Origin of the sequence: Mesorhizobium sp. BR1-1-3, assembly GCF_020165455.1 — a bacterium.
Taxonomy (GTDB): Bacteria; Pseudomonadota; Alphaproteobacteria; order Rhizobiales; family Rhizobiaceae; genus Mesorhizobium; species Mesorhizobium ciceri.
Window position 1 is genome coordinate 358,402 of sequence record NZ_JAIUIC010000003.1, and the last position, 22,213, is coordinate 380,614.

Genomic DNA, 22,213 nt, shown 5'->3' on the forward strand with positions numbered 1-22,213 from the left:
TCGGTAGTCGATCATGTTTGGTAAAAGAGGCAGCGACGACGGCAACCGGTTCACGCCGGAATTTCGCCAGCCAGCACCGGCGCCTGTTGCGCCGCCGGCTGCAGGTTCCGTGGACACGGCGGTTCTGACACGGTCCGCGGCGCCAAGCGCGCCTGTCGCGCCGCCGGCGCGCCGTGCGGTCGAGGCACCGCCATTGGCGCCTGAGCCGAAGCGGGCACAGCGCGAAAAAAGCGAAACCTATTACGATACCAAGAGCCAGGTCTTCTCCGCACTCATCGACACCATAGATCTGTCGCAGCTTTCCAAGCTTGATCCTGAAAGTGCGCGCGAGGAAATCCGCGATATCGTCAACGACATCATCGCGATCAAGAACTTTGCAATGACGATCGCCGAGCAGGAAGAGCTGCTCGAGGACATCTGCAACGACGTGCTCGGCTATGGGCCGCTCGAGCCGCTGCTCGCCCGCGACGACATCGCCGACATCATGGTCAACGGCTCCAGGAACGTCTACATCGAGGTCAACGGCAAGGTCGAACAGACCGGCATCCGCTTTCGTGACAACCAGCAGCTCCTCAACATCTGCCAACGCATCGTCAGCCAGGTTGGCCGCCGCGTCGACGAATCCAGCCCGATCTGCGACGCGCGCCTCCCCGATGGCTCGCGCGTCAACGTCATCGCGCCGCCGCTCTCCATCGACGGCGCCACGCTCACCATCCGCAAATTCAAGAAGGACAAGCTGACGCTCGACCAACTGGTCAAGTTCGGCGCCATCTCGCCGCAGGGCGCCGAAGTTCTCAAGATCATCAGCCGTGTTCGCTGCAACATCGTGATCTCGGGCGGTACCGGTTCGGGCAAGACCACGCTGCTCAATTGCCTGACCAACTATATCGACCGCGAGGAGCGCGTCATCACCTGCGAAGACTCGGCCGAGCTGCAATTGCAGCAGCCGCATGTGGTGCGCCTCGAAACCCGCCCGCCCAATCTGGAGGGCGAGGGTGAGGTGACGATGCGCGACCTGGTCAAGAACTGCCTGCGCATGCGGCCCGAGCGCATCATCGTCGGCGAAGTGCGCGGACCCGAAGTGTTCGATCTTCTGCAGGCGATGAACACAGGCCATGACGGCTCGATGGGCACGATCCACTCGAACAGCCCGCGCGAATGCCTGAACCGCATAGAATCCATGATTGCCATGGGCGGTTATTCGCTGCCGCAGAAGACAGTGCGCGAAATCGTCGTCGGCTCCATCGACGTGATCATCCAGGCAGCGCGCCTGCGCGACGGATCGCGCCGCATCACCCACATCACCGAGGTGATCGGGATGGAAGGCGACGTTATCATCACGCAGGATATCGTCCTCTACAACATCAAGGGTGAGGACGCCAACGGCCGGCTGTTGGGTGAGCACGTATCGACCGGCATCGGCCGTCCGCATTTCTGGGAGCGTGCACGCTATTACGGCGAGGAGCAGCGTCTCGCCATTGCGCTCGAGGCGATGGAGAAACGCGCTGACTGACGTCTGCTGGGGTGTAAGGGTTCGGGCCAATGTTTGGAATTGACGGCACAGTACTGGCGTTTGTCGTGCTCGCCGGCTTCAGCGCCGGCGCCGTCGCTTATGCATTTCTGTTCACCCGGATCAGCAACGAGAAACAGGTCGGCAAGCGGCTCGAAACAATCAGGACCGCCGAGACGGATCGCTCCGTCGTCAAGGCCTCGCGCGACCGCGTGGCGGAAGCCGCCAAGCGGCGCAAATCGGTTCAGGATTCTCTCAACGAACTCGACGCCAAGCAGAAAACCAAGGACAGCCGCGTCAAGAAGCCGCCGCTGAAAGCCCAGCTTCGTCAGGCCGGCCTCAAGACCACCATCGAGCGTTTCTATATATATTCCGCAATATGCGGCATCGTTTTGACAATGGCCGCTTTCGTGGCCGGAGCCCCGCTGATCGCCTTGCCGGGCGTGCTGCTGGCCGGGGGGCTGGGCCTGCCGCGCTGGTTCGTCACGTTTCGCCGCGCCCGCCGGGTCAAGGCATTCCTCAACGAATTTCCAAACGCGCTCGACATCATCGTGCGCGCGGTCAAATCCGGCCTGCCGCTGAACGATGCCGTGCGCCTGATCGCCAACGAATCGCCCGAACCCGTAAAGACCGAGTTTCGCCGCATCGTCGATTCACAGCAGATGGGCCTCTCTATCCCCGACGCGACCTTGCGCATGCCCGAAACCATGCCTTGCACCGAGGCAAGCTTCTTCGGCATCGTTATCCAGATTCAATCGCAAGCCGGCGGCAATCTCTCCGAGGCGCTGGGCAATCTTTCGCGCGTGCTTCGCGATCGCAAGAAGATGAAAGCCAAGGTCGCGGCGCTGTCGATGGAAGCGAAGGCATCCGCCGCGATCATCGGTGCGCTGCCCTTCATCGTCGCCTTTCTCGTCTACCTGTCGAGCCCGGCCTACCTGATGCCGCTGTTCAACACCAGCGTCGGAAACCTGATCCTTGGTTGCTCTGCGGTCTGGATGTCGATCGGCATCCTGGTGATGCGCAAGATGATGAACTTCGAAGTCTAGGATGCTGGCATGACCGAGCAAGTCATCAAGACCCTGACGGATCCGAGCTTCCTGATCGCGATGCTGGTCGCGATAGCGGTGTTTGCGACCGTCTTCACCTTGCTGCCGGCGTTTGGCGGAAACCAGCTCAAGTCACGCATGAAATCCGTTGCGCTGGAGCGCGACGAACTGCGTGCGCAACAGCGCGCCCGGCTTGCGGTCGAGGCCGACCGCCGTCGCAAGGGCTTGCGTGAGGAACAGTCGATCGGCATGCGCAACATCGTCGACCGGCTGGATCTGAGACGCGCGCTCGCCGATGAAGGCACCTTGCAGAAACTCAAGGTGGCCGGTTTTCGTGGACAGAATCCGCTGACGCGGTTTCTTTTCTTTCGTCTCGTGCTTCCTTTTGTCGGTTTCGCGCTGGCCGCAATCTACATCTTCGTGCTCGGAGGACTGCCCGACAAGCCATTGGTCATCAGGCTGTTCGTCTGCATCCTCGTTGCTTACGGCGGCTTCTACGCGCCGGTCATCTACGTCAACAACCGCGCCACCAAGCGCAAGCAGTCGATCCAGATGGCATGGCCGGATGGGCTCGATCTGATGCTGATCTGCGTCGAATCGGGCATGTCGGTGGAAGCAGCATTGCGCAAGGTCGCCGACGAGATCGGCGCGCAATCGGTGGCGCTGGCGGAAGAGTTCATCCTCACCAATGCCGAGCTTTCCTATCTGCCGGAGCGCAAGCAGGCCTACGAGAACCTGGCAAGCCGCACCGGCCTGGATTCGGTCAAGTCGGTGTCGCAGGCGCTCGTCCAGGCCGAGCGTTACGGCACGCCGGTGGCGCATGCACTGCGCGTGCTTGCCGCCGAAAGCCGCGACATGCGCATGAATGCGGCCGAGAAGAAGGCGGCCGCCCTGCCGCCAAAACTCACCGTGCCGATGATCCTGTTTTTCCTGCCGGTGCTTTTCGCCATCATCCTGGGTCCCGCCGGCATTCAGGTCAGCCAACGCGGTATCTTCGGCGATCATGCGGCGCCGGCAACAAACGCCCAGTAGCGGCAAGGCAAATTCCTGCAGTACACTTCAAACGAAGAGGCCGCGCTGCATGCAGCGCGGCCTCTTCGTTGGGGCATCGGAATTGTGGTCTCAGTTGGTTGCGGATTTCGGCTTATCCTGGTCCTTGAGCTGGCTCCAGGCGTTCTGTTGGGCCAGCATCTGCCTGAGATAGGCGACATTTGCCTGCGCCTGTTCGGGCGACAGTTCCTGCGAGGCGATCTTCTCGGCCTCGTCGAACCGGCCTTGCAGGCCGACGACCAGCGCCAGGTTCTGGCCGACCCGGCTGTCCGCATTCGGCTGTTGCGCGGCCGAGCGCATATAGGTTTCGGCGGTGCGCAGATCACCTTCCAGCACATATGACATGCCAAGATTGGAGAGCACGGAAGGCTCGTTCGGCTTGAGGTCGAGCGCCTTGCGGTAAAGCTGGCGCGCATCGTCCTTCTGGCCGGTCTGGTCGAGAATGGCCGCTTCCGCCGACACCAGCCTCCAGTCGGGATATTCCGGTGTCTGAGCGCGACGCACGGCGTCGAGCGCCGCCTCGAACTGGCCATTGGCGGCCAGCGCCTTGCCATAGGAGGCAAGCACGTCACGATCCTTGGGCAAAGCGATGGCGAGTTTGCGCATCACGGCCAGCGACTGGTCGGCGTCGCCATCCATCTGCAACGCCGCCGCATAGTTCGTCGCTATCCGCTTGTCGTTGGGGTTCTTCGCGTAGGATTGGCCAAGTGCACCGGTGGCATTGTGCAGTTCGCCGGCCGACATGCTTTCAAGCGGTTTGCCGCTGGTGCGTGCGATAGAGCCGGTGGAGAGCTTGTCGGTGCCGCAACCGGCGACGCCCGCCGTCAGCGCCAGCACAAGAGCCATGGTGATGAGCCGTTTTCCCCTGGCATTGATCCTGCGGTTGGTCGGCATGGCACCCTAAGCCTCCATTCATGCGCGGCCATTGCGTGGCCGTCTTCCCTCTCGCAGAAATATTCTGTTAACCCTAACGGACGGTTAAGAACGGCGACTCACACGGAGAACATCGCATGCCTGTCGAACTCGTCGGGAAGACATTGCTGGGCGCGTTGCCGGTCCATCTGGTCGCTAGGGACGGTCTGGACGCGGCCGGTCTTGCGCCGGCCGCCATCGCCTGGGCCAGGGCCAACGGCTTTTCCGGCGAGGCAGGCAGGACACTGGTCGTGCCCGGCGAAAACGGGGCGCTCGGCGGCGCCTTGTTCGGTATCGGCGATGGCGAAGGCGCGCTTGCCCTCGGCGCATTGTCGAAAGCCTTGCCGGAAGGCGACTGGCATTTCGCCTTGGCGCCGGCCGAGGCCGAACTCGCGGCGATCGCGCTGCTGCTCGGCGGTTATGTCTTTACTCGCTACGGCAAGAAGCCAGGCAGGGCGCTGCGCTTCGGCCTGCCGGCCGACGTCGATGCCGGGCGCGTTCGCCGCATTGTCGATGGCGTCTTCCTGACACGCGATCTGGTCAACACGCCGACCAGCGATATGGGTCCGGAAGATTTGGAGCAGGCGGTGCGGACCCTGGCCGCCAGGCACAAGGCCGAAGTCTCGGTGATCAAGGGTGACGATCTCCTCGACCGGAACTTCCCGATGATCCATGCGGTCGGCCGTGCGTCGACCAGCGCACCGCGCTTGATCGACATACGATGGGGGCAGCAAGACGCACCGAAGGTGACGCTGGTCGGCAAGGGCGTCTGCTTCGACACGGGCGGTCTCGACATCAAGCCATCGTCCGGCATGCTGCTGATGAAGAAGGACATGGGCGGTGCCGCCAATGTGCTTGGCCTCGCCTCGATGATCATGGCTGCCGGGCTGAATGTGCGGCTGCGCGTGCTCATTCCCGCGGTCGAGAATTCGATTGCCGGCAACGCCTTCCGGCCTGGCGACGTGCTGGTGAGCCGCAAGGGCATCACTGTCGAGATCGGCAACACGGATGCCGAGGGACGGCTGGTGCTGGCCGACGCGCTGGCGCTGGCCGACGAGGAGGAGCCGCAGCTTCTGGTCGACATGGCGACGCTGACCGGGGCTGCCCGTGTCGCGCTCGGCCCCGATCTGCCACCGTTCTACACCGGCGACGAAACGCTGGCATCCGATCTGGCGGAGGCTTCCGTCGCGACGGAGGATCCGCTGTGGCGCATGCCACTGTGGCGGCCCTACGATGCAAAACTGTCGTCGAAGATCGCCGACATCAACAATGTCACCACGGACGGTTTCGCCGGCTCGATCACAGCGGCGTTGTTCCTGAAGCGCTTTGTCGAAAAAACCGCGGGCTGGGCGCATTTCGACATCTTCGCCTGGAATCCGGCTGATCGTCCGCATGGCCCCGCCGGCGGCGAGGCACAGGGCATCCGCGCGCTGGAGCGGATCATCGCGAAACGCTATGGCTGACAGTCGCAGGCGAAAGACGGCAATCGCTTTGACTGAAACGGAACCGAAACAATTTGCCGTCATGCTGGCGCGATGTCGATTGCGATGCGCCCCAGCCAGGCCTTGCGACTGTGGCAGCAGGTGATGCTGTCGCAGGTGCGCGACGACGCGCCCGATCTGACCATGCGCCAGACGGCGATCCTGTTCACCATCTATCTCGATCCGCCGCCGCACACCGTGCGCGGGCTCGCCGCCCGGCTCAATGTGACCAAGCCGGTGATCACCCGCGCCCTTGACACGATGGGCGCTTTGAAACTCGTCTCGCGCCATCGCGACGAGCTCGACAAGCGCAATGTTCTGATCAGGCGCACGGTCGAGGGCGCGCTCTTTGTCGAGCGCTTCGGCGATGGTATCATCGCCAAGGCGCTCGAACTGCCGATGTGAGCGACCTTTTCAACAGAGTGCTCGATTTGACTGCCAGGGATGCCCGCCTTCACGCTTTTCGCTCCGACCTTGCCGATGCAAGGCTGAAGGGCGAGGTCGCCGCTGACCGCTTCGTCGCCGGCCGGCCGGCGCGGGTCATCGCGTCAGTGGCCGATATGCGCAAGGCGCCGCGGCCGGATGCCGGCGTCAACACGCAAGCCCTGTTCGGCGACGATGTCCTGGTCTTCGATGTCGCTGAAGGCTGGGCCTGGGTCCAGGCCGAACGCGACGGCTATGTCGGCTACGTCGCCGACACGATGCTGGGCAAACGGGACCATACGCCGACGCACATCGTCTGCGTGCCGCGCACCTTCCTCTACCCCGGGCCGGATCTGCGCTTTCCGATCGCCGGACAATTGTCGATGGGATCGACGGTGACAGTGACTGAGGCGGCCGAGACGCGCGGTACGCACTATGCGGTCCTGCCGTCCGGCGAGGCGCTGATCGCAGGTCACCTGCGGCCGCTCAGTGAAGCTGCCTCCGACTATGTCGCGGTTGCCGAGGCGTTTCTAGGAACACCCTATCTCTGGGGTGGCACTTCCGGTTTCGGCATCGACTGTTCGGGGCTGGTGCAACTGGCGATGCGCATGGCCGGCAGAGACGTGCTGCGCGATTCCGACATGCAGGCTGCGGCCCTTGGCGAGCCGCTGGAACCGGGACCTGATTTCTCCGGCTTGCGACGCGGCGATCTGGTGTTCTGGAAGGGCCATGTCGCCGTGATGACCGATGCCGACACGATGATCCACGCCAACGGCCACACCATGCTGGTGTCGCGCGAAGGCCTGAAGGATGCGGTTGACCGCATCGGTTATCTCTATGGTGGCCCGACAGGGTTCAGGAGGCCGTAGCCTTTCTTCCTTCGCCCCGTTCACGGGGAGAAGGTGCCCGAGGGCGGATGAGGGACAGCGCCAGCATTGAGAGGTTCGCGCCGCCCCCCACCTGCCTGCCGGCATCCTCTCCCCGTACCGGGGCGAGGAAAGCTCACCTCGATCACCTTTTGTTCCGATTTTCCTTGGCGTTCGCGCGCCGTCGCGCTACCTCTGGCGGGTGACAGTTGAGCCGCGCCTTGCCGAACAGAATGCCGCCGTGGCCCTGCCCGAACCATTCCTCAGATGGTTTGGCGAGAAAGGCTGGTCGCCGCGCGCCCATCAGATCGAACTTCTGGCGAAGGCCCAGGCCGGTCAGTCGGTACTGCTGATCGCGCCGACCGGTGCCGGCAAGACGCTGGCCGGCTTCCTGCCTTCGCTGACCGAACTGGCCAACCGGCCAAAGAGAAAGCCGGGCCAGGCGCGTCGCGGTATCCACACGCTCTACATCTCGCCGCTGAAGGCGCTTGCCGTCGATATCGAGCGCAATCTCGGCAAGCCGGTGGAAGAGATCGGGCTGCCCGTCACCATCGAGACGCGCACCGGCGACACGCCGGCGCACAAGCGCCAGCGCCAGAAGCTGGTGCCGCCCGATATCCTGCTGACCACGCCTGAGCAACTGGCGCTGCTGATTTCGGCCGGCGATGCCAGACGCTTCTTCGAAGATCTGCGCTACGTCGTGCTCGACGAACTGCATTCGCTGGTGACATCGAAACGCGGGCATCTGCTGGCGCTCGGCCTGGCACGGCTGCGCGGCTATGTCCCTGGCCTGCAGACGATCGGCCTGTCGGCCACGGTGGCCGAACCGGACGAGTTGCGGCGCTGGCTGGTCAGCCAGAACCCACCCAAAGGTCCCCCAAGCCCAGACATGGCCGAATTGATCGTCGTCACAGGCGGTGCGAAGCCCGAAATCTCCATCCTCGATTCCGAAGAGCGCGTGCCATGGGCGGGACATTCGGCGCGCTACGCCACGCCGGAAATCTATCGCGAGATCAAACGCCACAAGACGACACTGCTGTTCGTCAACACCCGCAGCCAGGCGGAGCTGCTTTTCCAGGAATTGTGGCGGGTCAACGAGGACACGTTGCCGATCGCGCTGCATCACGGTTCGCTCGACGTCGCCCAGCGCCGGCGGGTCGAGAAGGCGATGGGCGAAAACGCGCTGCGCGCCATCGTCGCCACCTCGACTCTCGATCTCGGCATCGACTGGGGCGATGTCGATCTGGTGGTGCATGTCGGCGCGCCAAAGGGGGCGAGCCGACTGGCACAGCGCATCGGCCGTGCCAACCACCGCATGGACGAGCCGTCCAAGGCGATCCTCATCCCCGCCAACCGCTTTGAGGTGCTGGAATGCCGGGCCGCCCTCGACGCGAACTATCTAGGCGCGCAGGACACGCCTCCGTTGATCAATGGCGGGCTCGATGTGCTGGCCCAGCATGTGCTCGGCTGCGCCTGCGGCGCGCCGTTCCGTGCCGATGACCTGTACGAGGAGGTGCGAACGGCAGCACCCTATGTCAGCCTCGACCGGCCGACATTCGACCGCGTCATCGACTTCGTTGCCACCGGCGGCTATGCGCTCAAGAACTACGAGCGCTATGCCCGCATCCGTTTGAACAAGGACGGGTTGTGGCGGGTGTCCAATCCCCGCGTTGCCCAGCAATACAGGCTGAATGTCGGCACCATCATCGAGGTGCCGGCGCTGAATGTTCGATATGTGCAGGCCGGCAGCAAAGGCGCGGCTTCGCGTGGCGGTCGGGTCCTCGGCAAGATCGAGGAGGCCTTCCTCGAAACGTTGACGCATGGCGACACGTTCATGTTCGCTGGCAAGGTGCTGCGCTTCGAAGGCATCCGAGAGAATGAATGCTTCGTGTCGAACGCGCCGGGCAGCGATGCCAAGGTGCCCTATTATGGAGGCGGCAAGTTTCCGCTTTCGACCTATCTCGCCGAACAGGTCCGCATCATGCTCGATGACCCGCAGCGATGGAAAAAGCTGCCCGAGCAGGTCGCCGACTGGCTGCGCTTCCAGGCCGACAAATCGGTGCTGCCCAAGCGCGACGACCTGCTGATCGAGACCTTTCCACGCGGCAATCGCCACTATCTGGTGGCTTACCCGTTCGAGGGCAGGCTGGCGCACCAGACGCTCGGCATGCTGCTCACCCGCCGCCTCGACAGGGCAGGAGCCAGGCCGCTCGGCTTCGTCGCCACCGACTATGCCTTAGCGATATGGTCACTGGGCGACATGGGCGCGATGTTCAAAGCCAGGAAGCCTTCGCTGAGCGCACTTTTCGACCAGGACATGCTGGGCGACGACCTCGAAGCCTGGCTGGCCGACAGCTGGCTTCTCAAGCGCACCTTCCGCAACTGCGCGCTGATTTCCGGATTGATCGAGAAACGCCACCCTGGCCAGGAGAAGAGCGGCCGCCAGGTCACGGTCTCGACCGACCTGATCTATGACGTGCTGCGCAGCCATGAACCGGACCACATCCTGCTGCAGGCGACGCGTGCCGATGCGGCGGCCGGCCTGCTCGATGTCAGCAGACTTGCCGACATGCTCTCGCGCATCCAGGGTCGAATCGTGCATAAGGCTCTCGAACAGATATCGCCGCTCGCCGTGCCGATCATGCTCGAGATCGGCAAGATGCCGGTGAACGGCGAAGCCGATGAGACATTGCTGATGGATGCGGCGACGCTGGTCGCGGAGGCCATGGGGCCGGAGATGGTCGAGGAATGAATTTTTCGCTGGCGCGCACATCGCTGATCGCCGAGGCCGATCTTGTCGGCATATCAGGCGAACGCGCCGTCTGCGACCCGCGCGGCGTGCTTTATTTTCCGGATCTGCGGCTTCTGGCCGTGTCCGACCTGCATCTGGAAAAGGGCTCGTCGCTGGCACGCCGCGGCACGCTGATTCCGCCCTATGACACCGGCGCGACCTTGCTGCGATTGCAGGCCGTCATCGCTGACTACCAGCCGTCTATCGTCATCAGCCTGGGCGACAGCTTTCACGATGGCGGCGGCGCCCAACGCATGCATGCAAGTTTCCGAGAGCGGCTGGAAGCGCTGATATCAGGCCGGCAATGGTTCTGGGTCGCCGGCAATCATGACCCGGAAGCGCCAGCCGACCTGCCTGGCGAGACGGTGCGTGAACTTGCTATAGGCTCGCTGCTGTTCCGGCATGAGCCGTCGAAGCAGCGTGTCGAAGGCGAAATAGCGGGCCATCTGCATCCCTGCGCCCGCATCGTCCAGCAGGGCCGCTCGGTGCGGCGCCGCTGCTTTGCCGGCGACGGCGGCCGCATGATCATGCCGGCCTTCGGTGCCTATACAGGCTCGCTCAACGTGCTCGATCGCGCCTATGCCGGGCTGTTCCGGCTGGATACGCTGATGGCCTATATGCTGGGCGCCCAACGCATCTTTGCCATTTCCGGCTCGATGCTGCGGCCGGGCTAAACAGCCCTACCTGCCGTAATAGAGCGTAACCGTGTGCTTCGCCTCTGCAAAAAACAGCCAGCGCTCGACCAGCATGCCGGCGAACTGGATTGCAGCAGCGAGTACCGACAGCAACGCTGCCGGCGGCCAGGGCAGGGCGAACACAATGGCGAGCAGCCCCAAGGGCAACGCGAAGGCCAGAAGCTGCGTGATCTGGCGCAGCCGCGCGCTGTGCTTGCGCGCGATGCGGAAACCCATTTCCTTGAGCAGGTAATTCTCTTCGGTATGCGGCCATTCCAGCGACCGCACTGTACCGCCGGCCAACCCGGTTGCGGTGTTGGCGGTGGTCGCGGTCTCCAATCGGTCGTTGTAGCGCCAGGTCGCCACTTTCCAGCCCCAGCCGGTCAAGGTAAGCAGCAGGCAAGCCGCCAGAAGCATCTTCGAACCGAAGGCAAAGCCCTGCAGCAGCGCGTTCAGCAGCACGCTGCCGGTCATTGCCGAGAAGATGACATAGCCGGGCAGGGTGAAGCGGCTATGCCATTGGGCGATCGGCTTCAGCGACGCATAGATCATGCCGGTGGTGCAGACGGTGATGATTGCGCCGATGGTGGCCAGAGATCCGGCGATGCCGACCCAGCCATCGGTCTTGCCGAAGAATATCCAACCGATGCCGAACAGTCCCGCCGGAATGAAGGTGATGACCGAGGCAACACCTTCGCGCGACAGCCATGAACTGCGCCATTGTGAGAACGCCCGCCAGGCGCGTTCGGGTCTGCCGAGGTGGCCGGTCGAGGACAACAGGCCGGCTACGATCAGGCCGAGCGCCAGCCCCATGCCGATGAAGCCCAGCCAGAAATCGGGTGGGATGATCTGGAAGCCTCCGAGCGTGCCCAGCAGCGCGAGCAGGCCGTAGCCCGCGCCGGTGGCAGTGGTGAAGAAGACGACGGAGAAGGCTGGATGCATGGGTCAGTTCGAAAGCATGCGGTCGACCCAGCCGAGGAAACCGCCTTCGGCCCGCACCGGTTCCAATGCCGGCGCGGCCACCGATGCGGCGCGCGCGGTGTGGGCGCGCGGCGGCAAATATTTGTTGGTCGGGCGATAGCCGAGCTCAGGCATCAGGTCGACGCCGCCACGCTCCGCCACCAGTTGCGAAACAGCCGACAGGGGATCGCCGAGATCGCCGAAATGCCGGGCACTGGTCGGGCAAGCGGCGACGCAGGCCGGCACGCGGTCTTCTTCGGCCAGATTGTCATTGTAGATGCGGTCGACACACAGCGTGCATTTCTTCATCACCCCGACATCGGTGTCGAATTCGCGTGCTCCATAAGGACAGGCCCAACTGCACAATTTGCAGCCGATGCACTTGTCCTCGTCGATCAGCACGATGCCGTCCGAAGCCCGCTTGTAGGAGGCGCCAGTCGGGCAGACGGTGACGCAGGCCGGCGTCTCGCAATGCAGGCAGGAGCGCGGAAAGTTCACCGTCCGTCCGCCCATCTCGGTGGTGTGCTCATAGCTGTGCACGCGGTTGAACCAGACGCCGTCGACATGGCCGCCATAGGGATCGATGTCGGTCAGCGGCGCCATGTGGCCGCCGGTGTTCCATTCCTTGCAGGCGGTGACACAGGCCTGGCAGCCGACGCAGGTATCGAGGTCGATCACAAGGCCGAGTTTCTTGTCGCTTTGACTTGGCAGACAGGTCATTTGGTCGCCTCTCTCGCCCTGCGGAATTCGGCGCCGAAAGTCAGTCTGTCGGGCGAGGGTTCGAAATGCGGCGGCTGCAGGAAACGCTGGAACTGCGGCTCGGTGAACCCGGCTTCTTCGGCTGCGCATTTGACGATGCGCACGCGCAGGTCGAACCACGCAGCCTGGCCCGTCACCGGATCGGAATTCGAATAGCGTTTGCCCTGCGCGTCGGCCGAGGTCTGGTCGCCGATGATATGGTTGAGCAGGAAGCCACGGTTGCTCTCGGCCGCGTCGTCCTTCAGCCCCCAGCTGCCGCGCCTTTTGCCGATGGCGTTCCAGGTCCAGACCGTGCTTTCGTTCACCCCGTCGATCAGCTTGATCTGCCCCTTCACTCTACCGTTGATGCTTTCGATCCACACCCAGTCGTCATCGACAAGGCCAAGACCGGCTGCCGTCCGGTGATGCACGAACAGCCGGTTCTGGCTGGTGATCTGCCTCAGCCATGCATTCTGCGAACCCCAGGAATGGTACATGTGCATCGGCCGCTGTGTCAGCGCATGCAGCGGATATTTTTCGAGGTCGACGACCGCTTCCTCGAAGGGCATGTGCCAGAACGGCAGCGGGTCCATGTAGGTCTCGATGCGCTGGCGATCGCCTTTCGGCGGCACCACACGGCCATGGCCACGCGCGGCGAGCCTGAAGCGCTGCATAGGCTCCGAGTAGAGCTGGAAAACGATCGGTTCGGCTTTCGGGATAAAACCCATCTGCACTGCGAAGTCGAGATAGGAGCGGTTGGCCATCTTGTAATAGCGCTGGTCGTCCGCGAAATCATGATGCCAGAAGCCGCCATTGTCGATGTAGCGCTGCAACTGGTCCGGGTTGGCCTCACCCCTGCCGGTCGAGGTCCCATCCTTGCCGCGCCAGCCGGCGAGCGGGCCGATGCCGGGCGTGCGCTCATGGTTGACGATGTAGTCGGCATAGTCGCGGTATCTGGCCGAGCCGTCCTCGTCGACGAAACCGGGCAGGCCGAGCCGGGCGCCGAGTTCGATCAGCACCGACTGGAACGGCCGGACGTCGCGGTCGGGCTCGATGACGGGATGGCGGATGGCGTCGCCCGGTCCGTCGGCATGACTGATCGGCCGGTCGAGCAGGCTGATGCAGTCGTGGCGCTCGAGATAGGTCGTGTCCGGCAGCACCAGATCGGCGAACGGCACGGTCTCGGAATAATAGGCGTCGGAATAGATGATGAAAGGGATCTTGTAGTTGCCCGCTTCGTCGCTGTCGGTCAGCATCGCCATGGTCTCGACGGTGTTCATCGAGGAATTCCACGCCATGTTCGACATGTACATCATCAGCGTGTCGATCTTGTAGGGATCGCCTGCCCAGGCGTTGCGGATGACGGTGTGCATCAGGCCGTGCGCGGCCAGCGGCGCGTCCCACGAATAGGCCTTGTCGATGCGAAGCGGCGTGCCGGCCTCGTCGACCAGCAAATCGTCCGGCCCGCAGACGAAGCCGAGCGGCATGCCGTCGAGCGGCGTCATCGGCTTGACGATCTTGCCCGCCGGCTTCGGTCCGGGCGGCGCGGATCGAGGGTAGGGCGGCTTGAAGCGGAAGCCGCCGGGGACATCCACCGTGCCCAACAGCACCTGAAGGAGATGGATGGCGCGGCAGGTGTGAAAACCGTTCGAATGGGCAGAGATGCCGCGCATGGCGTGCATCGAGACAGGCCGCCCCTTGATCGTCTCGTGGCGGCGCCCGGCCCAGTCGGTCCAGGCGATCGGCAATTCGATCGTCTGTTCGAAGGCGACATGGGCGAGTTCGGCGGCGATCCTGCGGATCGTGTCGGCGGCAATGCCGCAGCGCTCGGCGACCGAGTCCGGTGCGTAACTCTCATCGAGGTAGCGGTCGGCGATCAGCTGGAACACCGGGACGCAGCGGCGCCCGCCGATCGTGAAGCTGCCGGTCAGCGCCGGTTTCGCACCGGCATCGGCGGCGCTGACCGGTGTCTTCGCCGCCCTGTCCCAAGCCAGCGGATTGCCGTCGGCATCGCGCACGAACAGTCCGTCATCGGCAGCACCCGGCTCCTGGATGACGAGCGAATGGGCATTGGTGTAGCGCAGCAGATACTCGAGATCGACGCGACCCGCCTTGAGCAATTCGTGGATGAGGGCGAACACGAACAGGCCGTCGGTGCCGGGCCGGATGCCGATCCAGTCGTCGGCAATGGCATTGTAGCCGGTGCGGCACGGATTGATCGAGACGACCTTGGCGCTGCGCGCCTTGAGTTTGCCGAGGCCGATCTTGATCGGGTTGGAATCGTGATCCTCGGCAACCCCGAACAGCATGAAATACCGGGTGTTGTCCCAGTCGGGCTCGCCGAACTCCCAGAACGAACCGCCGATCGTGTAGAGACCGCCGGCCGCCATGTTGACCGAACAGAAGCCGCCATGGGCGGCGAAGTTCGGCGTGCCGAACTGGCTCGCCCACCAGCCGGTCAAGGATTGGGATTGATCGCGGCCGGTGAAGAAGGCGAGTTTCCTGGGGTCGGTCCGCCGGATGTTCGACAGCCGTTCCGTAGCGATCGAAAACGCCTCCTCCCACTCGATCTCGCGGAACTCGCCGGAGCCTCGCGGCCCGCTGCGCAGCAATGGCTTCTTCAGCCTTGCCGGGCTGTAATGCTGCAGGATGCCGGAGCTGCCCTTGCCGCAGATCACGCCGCGATTGACCGGGTGGTCCTTGTTGCCGTTGATGTAGCGGACCTTGCCATCCTTGATGTGTACATCGATTCCGCAGCGGCAGGCGCACATGTAGCAGGTCGTCTTGGCGATGCTGTCGGAAACGGCAGGCGAGGTGTCGACGCCGTCGCCTTCATCGGGCGCTCGCGTGTCAGCAAGCGGGCGTTGCGATGGTGCCGAATTCGCGCCGCGCGGCGGTCCCTGCATCATGATCCGGTGGCGCCTGTACGGCGCATGGATTTGGCCCGCGTCTTCGGTCCGGGGCCTCGCATGTAGTGCTCTTCCGGGTGATAGCGATCGCCGGCCAGCCGCCGCCTTAAGCCGCGGGTCCAATGCGCAAGCAGGGATCTGAACCGCCCGATCATTCTGCTCTCTGCGATCTTTCGGCGAATTTTTTCTAACTTCGCTGGAAAACTTAGAATAAAGCTATCGATCTGTCTAATCAGTTGTTCTTGTAAATTCGATCGATATTGGTTCTTAATGCGGACATGACCCTGGACCAGTTGCGGATTTTCGTCGCCGTCGCCGAGCGCGGCCATATGACCAAGGCGGCGGAACTGCTGGGCATTTCGCAGTCGGCGGCATCGGCGGCCATCCGGGCGCTTGAAGAACAGCACGGCGTCCACCTGTTCAACCGCGTCGGCCGCAACATCGAGCTTGCCCAGACCGGCCATCGGTTCCTGCCCGAGGCCAAGGCCGTGCTCGAACGGGCCGCCGCTGCCCGCAATGTGCTGGAGCATGTCTCGCAGACCGTCACCGGCAGCCTCTCGATCGCCGCCAGCCAGACCATCGCCAGCTACTGGCTGCCGCGCCGGCTGGCTTCCTTCCACGAAGCCTATCCGGCCGTCAGGCTGAGCGTCTCCATCGGCAACACCAGGCAGGTCGAGGCCAATGTCCTCGATGGCGCGGCGGATCTGGGCCTGGTCGAAGGCCGCACCGAGTCCGATATCCTGCGCCGCACCAAGGTCGACGTCGACAAGCTGATGCTGGTGGTTGCCAGCGCGCATCCGGAGATCCCCGAAGTCGCGCCCGGCCGCCCTGACATCAAGGGCCTGCGCTGGATTATCCGCGAGGGTGGTTCGGGTACGCGCGAGGTGCTGGAGGATCTGGCACGCCACGAAGGCATTTCGCTCGCCGACCTCCAGATATTCCTGGTGCTGCCGAGCAATGAAGCTATTCGCCAGGCGGTCGAGGCGGGGGCCGGCGCCACCATCATCTCCGAGCTTGTCGCGGCTCGCGCCGTGGCCGAAGGCAGTCTGAGATCGGTGCCGCTCGAACTGCCGAAACGCGACTTCGCCATGATCACCCATCGCGATCGCCAGGCAAGCCTGGCCCAGATGGCGCTCAAGGCGCATCTCGACGGCAAGGCGGATGCCCCGTCGGCGGGCTAGAGTATCAGAGTTTGCGGCTTTGCCGTTGGCTCGGAGGTCTTGGTACTTTGTATCGAGTGGCTGATTGAAACGCCTCACCACGACCTTCCTCCCCAGATGGGCTCGCTAGCGCTGTCCGCCTCGACGCTCAGCCGTCACTCTGGCAATCCGGCGTCCCGCAGCGCGCTTCCCAGAGTCTCCGCGAGCGCTGGCGCACAGCGCACGCCAGCAAATTGGCGCCTGTAGCGGAAGCCCGGCTGAAGCTCGCGCACGCGCGCGGCGGCGGCCCTCGCTTCGTCCAGCCGGCCGAGTTTGGCGAGCGCAGCGGTCAGTTGCACGTAGGTGATGCTGTGTGCCGGATTGGCTTGAACGGACTTGTAGGCTGCGCGACAAGCTTCTTCGTAACGCCCGCGCAGCAAATGGCTCATTGCTTGGGCGTCAAACGCGGCCCAAGCCCACGAATCGAACGGGCTTAGCCGGATACCCTTCTCGCTCCATTCTATCGCGCGCTCTGCTTCGCCGGCCCATCCGAGAACGACGCTGCCAAGAATGTAAGTCAGCGCCGATGACGGGCTAATGGCGAGGGCTGCGTCTAATGCCGTGAATGCAGCGGCGCGATCATGCGCGTCCATGCCGATCGAAAACCCTGCCCATGTCAGAGCGAGTGCATCGTCTTGTCCATGGACAATGGCCAATCGGGCGTGCCGGATCGAAGCCGCACGGTTGAATTCCTGCAGCCCGGCACGAAGGAACAAACAATGATGACACATTGCTGCATTGCCATGCGCAAGGGCATAGGCAGGCTCGAGTGCGATGGCACGCTCAAGAAGCGCCAGCGCTCTCGTAACTTGTTCCGGCATACCTGTATCGACATCAGGCTGGGCTTGAAGCACGAGATCGTATGCGTCGAGACTCTCTGGGCGCTTCCGCCTGACACGTTCAATTTCCGCTTTTCGCAAGCTTGGAGCAATCGCGCCCACCGCTGATAGCGCGATTTCGTCCTGAAGCGCGAAAATGTCCTCCGAACTCCGGTCGTAGCGCTCGGCCCACACGTGCGCGCCGGTCGATGCATCGATCATCTGAGCGGTTACGCGCACACTACCGCCAGCTTTGCGCACGCTGCCTTCGAGGACATATCGTACGCCAAGCTCGCTGCCGACCTGCTTCACGTCCACGGCGCGGCCTTTGTAAGCGAAGGTCGAGTTTCGCGCGATAACGAAAAGCCATTTTATGCGTGCCAGGCCGGTGATGATGTCATCGACCATTCCATCGGCGAAGTACTCCTGTTGCGGATCTCCGCTCAAGTTCGAGAACGGCAGGACCGCCACGGAAGGCTTCTCAGGCAAGGTCGGCGCCGACGCGGTGCGGGCGGCTGCAAAACGATCAGGGACACTCGTCGCAACAGCCGGTCCTACATAGCGATAGCCTCGGCGCGGCAGTGTTTCGATCCAGCTCTCAGCATCCGCTGCGTCGGCCAATACCCGGCGCAAGGCCGCGATCTGGACCGTCAGGTTGTTGTCGGCAACCGCCAATTTGCCCCAGCCGGCTTCGACCAGCGCGTCTTTGGATACCGGTACGCCCGCGTTTTGGAGCAGCAAACGCAGAAGCGAAACGGCGCGTTGCCCAAGCATGGTCGGCTCGGTGCCGTGATACAAAATGCCCGCCACCTGATCGAGACGGAACGGGCCAAACTGATAAAGGTCGCCTCCGATTGTCATCCAACGCTTTTAGCAAATTTTTGGGAACGAATTCACGACTTTCCCGGCATCGACGGCCAATGTCGCACAGGTGCTTGCCGGAAGTAAGCACCCAGTCAAAGGAGGATCCTATGAGCGCCAATGCCATTATTCGCATGCCCGACGAGAAGAAGGGGATCATGCTGCGTGGTCAACCTATGGTCTTCCTCGTCACCGGCGAAAACACCAAGCACACGAGCATGTTCGACTGGACGATCCCAGCGGGATTCGCCACCGGACGGCATGTTCACCGTGTGCAGGAAGAGACGTTCTACCTGCTCGAAGGCGAGTGTGCGTGGCATGTCGGCGACAAGACGGTTCGCGCAACGCCCGGAACCTATCTGTTCATTCCACCGGGAGTGCCGCACGACATCACGAATGTCAGTGAGAGACCCGCCCGCGTGCTGATGACCGTCTCTCCGCCTGGCCACGAACGCTACTTCGAAGAACTTGCCAGACTCGCGGCGCAGGGTGCGCCGGACCCAAAAGCCCTCGCTGAGCTGCGGAACCGCTACGATACTGACCAGCTCTCGACTTTGACGACACGCGGGTAGGCATCTGTCACGGCGGCCCCACGACAGCTTCTGGCCCATTGCGACATATCGCGCTGGCGCACGAGCTTGGTCGCTATCGGCGCAAAGCGGACGTGATCTTCATCGCATCACGCCGAAGGTTATGGGTACACGACCTGGCCTAAAGCGGATCAGTAATCTCTGAAAAGCTGGACCGCTCGAAGAAAGCCTCAGCCGAACTTGCGTTGCGCATCCAGCGCCAGGCCAAGTCCGACCGAGCCGAACATGTCGCCTTCGATGACGGATGCCTGCGGCACCAGCGACAGGATCTCTCGTTTGGCCAGCGGGATCGCGGTCGATCCGCCGGTCAGGAACACCGCGGTGATGTCGGACGGCTTCACCTCAGCGTCCCTGATAGTCTGCCCGACCGTTGCGGTGACCCGCTCGATGTCCCTGGCAATCGTCGCGTCGAGCCCGCTGCGCGTGATTTCGGCGGTGAACTCCGCACCCGGCAGCTTCACAGCGACCTCTGCGGATGACCTGTCGGTCAGCTCTATCTTGGCCTTCTCGACACGTGCGGCCAGCGCGTGTCCGTAGCGGTGTTCGACGACGTGGATGAAACGGTCGACCAGGTCGGCGCGCTCGGCCTCGTAGCGGATCTGGCGCAGATGCGTCATCGCCTTGGCGGTGTAGACCAGGTTGATGCGCTGCCATGTGGCGAGGTCGATGAAATAGCTTGCCGGCAGGTTGCGCTTGCCGTCCTTGGTCGGCGTCAAATAGCCGAGCTGCGGCATGACATGGGCGATGCTCAGCAGCCGGTCGAAATCCGTACCGCCGATATGGACGCCCCGGCTGGCCAGGATGTCGTCCTTGCGGTCCGGCGAACGGGAGCGCTGCGGCGAGACCCGCACGATCGAGAAGTCCGACGTGCCGCCGCCCATATCGATGATCAGCGCCAGTTCCTCGCGTGTCACCTTCTGCTCGTAGTCGAGCGCCGCCGCGATCGGCTCGAACTGGAAAGCGATGTGCTTGAAGCCCTGGGCACGCGCGGCGTTCTCGAGTTCGCTTTGCGCCTTCGCGTCGACCTCGGCATCGTCATCGACGAATTGCACCGGCCGGCCAAGAACGACGGTCTCGACCGTATCGCCGGCATCGGCTTCCAGCCTCTTCTTGAGATGGCCAAGGAACATGCCGACGATCTCCATGAAGCCGATCGACCGCGATTTGATGCGGGTCTTTTCATGGGCCAGCGAACTGCCGAGCACGCTCTTCAGCGAACGCATCAGCCGGCCTTCGATGCTGTCGGTGTAATTGGCGATGGCCTGGCGGCCAAAGCAGGTGCGGTTGTCCTCGAAGTTGAAGAACACGGCACTGGGCAGCGTGACCTGGCCGTTCTCCAGCGCGACGAGGCGCGGCTGCCCGTTGCGGACCACGCCCACGGTGGAGTTCGAAGTGCCGAAGTCGATGCCGCCGAAGGCTGGTCGCATGACAAGTTCCTGCATTTGTCGTCGGCGAGCCGACAGGCGCCATGAGAAATCGCGCGCTGTCCGGGGACGGGCTGCTCTGCCGAACCGAATTGTTTGTGTCTGCCATTTGGCTGGGGAGCGCGGTCTACCGCATGCCTCGGCAAAGGGAAACCACTTTTCGGGGAAAATCCTAATCTCGCCGGAAGATCAGCCTTCCGAGCCAGCCTGTCAGCATGGCCAGCGATATCGCGAAGACGCCGTAGAGGAAGGAATAATTGTGCGCGACACGGAAGATCGACTGCTCGAAACCGGATTTGCGGATTTCGAGCTGGGCCGAGCTTTCCTTGATGAACAGACCGCTCTTGAACAGGAACGCGCGGGCTTTGTGGGTTCCAACCGGCACATTTGGCGCCAGCCTCACTGTGGCGCGGAAAAGGTTCTGCGACAGGAATTGCACGCCGCCGACATTCTCGCTGTAGAGCCCGGTCGCCGACTTGCGCTCCCGCAGTGCTGCCGTGAACTCCTCGATCGTCGCCGGGCTGTCGCCGGCATCGGCGGGCTGCATATAGAGGTTGGAGGCGCCGAGCGACAGCTGCTTGTAGCTGTTGGGTTCGGTGATGTCCTGCAGCGGCCGCGTCGTCGCCACCGAATAGGAGACCGGCACGTTTTCGAAGGTCTCAGAGTCCAGATTGACCCAGACGCCGAGCACCCTGTCCTTGCGGCGCACCACCACCGGTTTGGGCGGACCTTCGAGCACGACGATGACGTCGTAGCGGCCCTGGCGCGCGACGAGTGGATCCGGGTTTTCCAGCGAACCGAAGATGGTTAGATCGGCCCCGGAAAAACCGGCGGTGATCGAGACGTTGTCGGTGGAGAGACCGATCTGGATGCCTTCGGTCAGCGGGACCTGTGCCTTCGCCGGCACGGCGGCCGCAAGCAGCGACAGGACAATGGCGGTTGCGAATGTGCTGCGAGCCTTCATCAGTTGAGGCCCGCGGCAGACAGCGAATAGAGGTTGGGCGGGGTGACGAAAAGATCGATCGCCAATCGTATCGCCACCGCCAGCACCAGCAGTGCCAGCAAGGCCCTGAGCTGCTCGCCGCGCAGCCTCTGGCCGGCCTTCGCGCCGTACTGCGCGCCGGCGACGCCGCCCGCCATCAGCAGGAAGGCCAGCACGACATCGACTGTCTGGTTGGTGGTGGCGTGGACCAGCGTCGTATAGGCGGAGGTGAAGATGATCTGGAACAGCGAGGTGCCGATGACGACATTGGTCGGCACTTTCAGCAGATAGATCAGTGCCGGCACCATGATGAAGCCGCCGCCGACGCCCATGATCGACGACAGGAAGCCGATGCCGGCGCCAAGGCCAAGGACAGGGATGACGCTGACGAACAGTTTTGACGCCCTGAACCGCATCTTCAGCGGCAAGCGGTGGATCCAGTTGTGCTGGCCGGATTTCTTCAGCACCGGCGCCGCACCGCTGCGCGTGGCGCGCAGCGCATTGACGCTTTCGACCAGCATCAGCCCGCCGACAGTGCCGAGCAGCACGACGTAGAGCAGCGAGATGAACAGGTCGAGCTGGCCGAGCCTGCGCAGGAAGGCGAAGACGTAGATGCCGCCGGTGGAACCGACAATGCCGCCGGCCAGCAACACCCCGCCGAGCTTGAGGTCGAGCGTACCGCGCTTCATGTGCGAAAGGACGCCGGAGACGGAGGAGGCGATGACCTGGTTGGCGCCAGTGGCGACAGCGATCGCCGGAGGGATGTTGTAGAAGATCAAGAGCGGCGTGATGAGGAAGCCGCCGCCGACGCCGAACATGCCCGACAGGAAACCCACCGCCGCGCCCATGGCCAGCAGGACGAAGATATTGACGGAAATTTCCGCGATCGGGAGATAGATGCCCACCCGTCAGTCTCGATCAGTTCTGCCTGTCGGCGAATGCAACCGTTGCGGGCATCTTGGACCGACAAGCCAATTCG

The 22,213-nt window shown here is 63.3% G+C and carries 18 protein-coding genes; 10 read left to right on the forward strand and 8 right to left on the reverse strand.

Annotated elements, in window-relative coordinates; all coding sequences use genetic code 11:
• The first annotated feature begins 13 nt into the window (after nucleotides 1–13).
• The 3 genes from LB559_RS08905 to LB559_RS08915 are packed head-to-tail and all read left to right on the forward strand — an operon-like array spanning nucleotide 14 to nucleotide 3,588.
• Nucleotides 14–1,513 (forward strand): CpaF family protein, encoded by a 1,500-nt coding sequence (locus LB559_RS08905; protein ID WP_224673803.1) that lies wholly within the window; start codon nucleotides 14–16, stop codon nucleotides 1,511–1,513.
• 29 nt (nucleotides 1,514–1,542) lie between these two features.
• On the forward strand, nucleotides 1,543–2,556 hold the full coding sequence (locus LB559_RS08910; protein WP_013533679.1) for a type II secretion system F family protein: 1,014 nt from the start codon (nucleotides 1,543–1,545) through the stop codon (nucleotides 2,554–2,556).
• Nucleotides 2,557–2,565: 9 nt separating this feature from the next.
• Entirely contained in the window at nucleotides 2,566–3,588 is a 1,023-nt protein-coding gene (locus tag LB559_RS08915) for a type II secretion system F family protein (protein WP_013533678.1), read from the forward strand.
• Nucleotides 3,589–3,678: 90 nt separating this feature from the next.
• Here LB559_RS08915 and LB559_RS08920 read toward each other — a convergent pair whose 3' ends face one another.
• Complete coding sequence (locus LB559_RS08920; protein ID WP_224673804.1) at nucleotides 3,679–4,500, reverse strand: tetratricopeptide repeat protein; 822 nt, start codon at nucleotides 4,498–4,500, stop codon at nucleotides 3,679–3,681.
• Nucleotides 4,501–4,616: 116 nt separating this feature from the next.
• Between LB559_RS08920 and LB559_RS08925 the strand changes: the two genes are divergently transcribed.
• From LB559_RS08925 to pdeM, 5 genes are all read left to right on the forward strand, one after another.
• Entirely contained in the window at nucleotides 4,617–5,981 is a 1,365-nt protein-coding gene (locus tag LB559_RS08925; protein WP_064995708.1) for a leucyl aminopeptidase family protein, read from the forward strand.
• 72 nt (nucleotides 5,982–6,053) lie between these two features.
• A complete protein-coding gene (locus LB559_RS08930; RefSeq protein WP_013533675.1) occupies nucleotides 6,054–6,404 on the forward strand; it encodes a MarR family winged helix-turn-helix transcriptional regulator in 351 nt (116 codons plus the stop codon).
• Between the two features lie 26 nt (nucleotides 6,405–6,430).
• Nucleotides 6,431–7,291 (forward strand): NlpC/P60 family protein, encoded by an 861-nt coding sequence (locus LB559_RS08935; RefSeq protein ID WP_027161742.1) that lies wholly within the window; start codon nucleotides 6,431–6,433, stop codon nucleotides 7,289–7,291.
• A gap of 199 nt (nucleotides 7,292–7,490) precedes the next feature.
• Nucleotides 7,491–10,040, forward strand: coding sequence for a ligase-associated DNA damage response DEXH box helicase (locus LB559_RS08940; protein WP_224673805.1), 2,550 nt, complete (start codon nucleotides 7,491–7,493; stop codon nucleotides 10,038–10,040).
• Complete coding sequence (pdeM, locus tag LB559_RS08945) at nucleotides 10,037–10,753, forward strand: ligase-associated DNA damage response endonuclease PdeM (RefSeq protein WP_013533672.1); 717 nt, start codon at nucleotides 10,037–10,039, stop codon at nucleotides 10,751–10,753. The genes LB559_RS08940 and pdeM overlap by 4 nt, the downstream gene beginning before the upstream one ends.
• A 6-nt stretch (nucleotides 10,754–10,759) precedes the next feature.
• Here pdeM and LB559_RS08950 read toward each other — a convergent pair whose 3' ends face one another.
• The 3 genes from LB559_RS08950 to LB559_RS08960 are packed head-to-tail and all read right to left on the reverse strand — an operon-like array spanning nucleotide 10,760 to nucleotide 15,360.
• A complete protein-coding gene (locus tag LB559_RS08950) occupies nucleotides 10,760–11,695 on the reverse strand; it encodes a dimethyl sulfoxide reductase anchor subunit family protein (RefSeq protein ID WP_224673806.1) in 936 nt (311 codons plus the stop codon).
• Nucleotides 11,696–11,698: 3 nt separating this feature from the next.
• On the reverse strand, nucleotides 11,699–12,433 hold the full coding sequence (locus LB559_RS08955; protein ID WP_027161739.1) for a 4Fe-4S dicluster domain-containing protein: 735 nt from the start codon (nucleotides 12,431–12,433) through the stop codon (nucleotides 11,699–11,701).
• Nucleotides 12,430–15,360 carry a molybdopterin oxidoreductase family protein gene (locus LB559_RS08960; RefSeq protein WP_224673807.1) on the reverse strand — a complete coding sequence of 977 codons (2,931 nt, stop codon included), beginning with the start codon at nucleotides 15,358–15,360 and terminating at the stop codon, nucleotides 12,430–12,432. Before LB559_RS08960 ends, LB559_RS08955 begins: the two co-directional genes overlap by 4 nt.
• A gap of 278 nt (nucleotides 15,361–15,638) precedes the next feature.
• Between LB559_RS08960 and LB559_RS08965 the strand changes: the two genes are divergently transcribed.
• Nucleotides 15,639–16,541 (forward strand): LysR substrate-binding domain-containing protein, encoded by a 903-nt coding sequence (locus LB559_RS08965; RefSeq protein WP_224673808.1) that lies wholly within the window; start codon nucleotides 15,639–15,641, stop codon nucleotides 16,539–16,541.
• Between the two features lie 134 nt (nucleotides 16,542–16,675).
• Here the strand turns inward: LB559_RS08965 and LB559_RS08970 are convergent, their stop codons facing one another.
• A complete protein-coding gene (locus LB559_RS08970) occupies nucleotides 16,676–18,238 on the reverse strand; it encodes a winged helix-turn-helix domain-containing tetratricopeptide repeat protein (RefSeq protein WP_127369291.1) in 1,563 nt (520 codons plus the stop codon).
• 110 nt (nucleotides 18,239–18,348) lie between these two features.
• Between LB559_RS08970 and LB559_RS08975 the strand changes: the two genes are divergently transcribed.
• Nucleotides 18,349–18,810: a cupin domain-containing protein gene (locus LB559_RS08975; protein WP_063173546.1), complete on the forward strand. Its 462-nt coding sequence runs from the start codon at nucleotides 18,349–18,351 to the stop codon at nucleotides 18,808–18,810.
• A 188-nt stretch (nucleotides 18,811–18,998) separates the two neighbouring features.
• Here LB559_RS08975 and LB559_RS08980 read toward each other — a convergent pair whose 3' ends face one another.
• The 3 genes from LB559_RS08980 to LB559_RS08990 all read right to left on the reverse strand — a co-directional run bounded on the left by LB559_RS08980 (nucleotide 18,999) and on the right by LB559_RS08990 (nucleotide 22,139).
• Complete coding sequence (locus LB559_RS08980) at nucleotides 18,999–20,255, reverse strand: Hsp70 family protein (protein WP_224673809.1); 1,257 nt, start codon at nucleotides 20,253–20,255, stop codon at nucleotides 18,999–19,001.
• A 169-nt stretch (nucleotides 20,256–20,424) separates the two neighbouring features.
• Nucleotides 20,425–21,216, reverse strand: a complete 792-nt coding sequence (locus tag LB559_RS08985) for a TIGR02186 family protein (protein WP_013533664.1) — start codon at nucleotides 21,214–21,216, stop codon at nucleotides 20,425–20,427.
• The gene (locus LB559_RS08990; protein WP_013533663.1) at nucleotides 21,216–22,139 is read right to left on the reverse strand and encodes a sulfite exporter TauE/SafE family protein; all 924 of its coding nucleotides are present in this window, start codon (nucleotides 22,137–22,139) and stop codon (nucleotides 21,216–21,218) included. The genes LB559_RS08985 and LB559_RS08990 overlap by 1 nt, the downstream gene beginning before the upstream one ends.
• Nucleotides 22,140–22,213 lie beyond the last annotated feature (74 nt).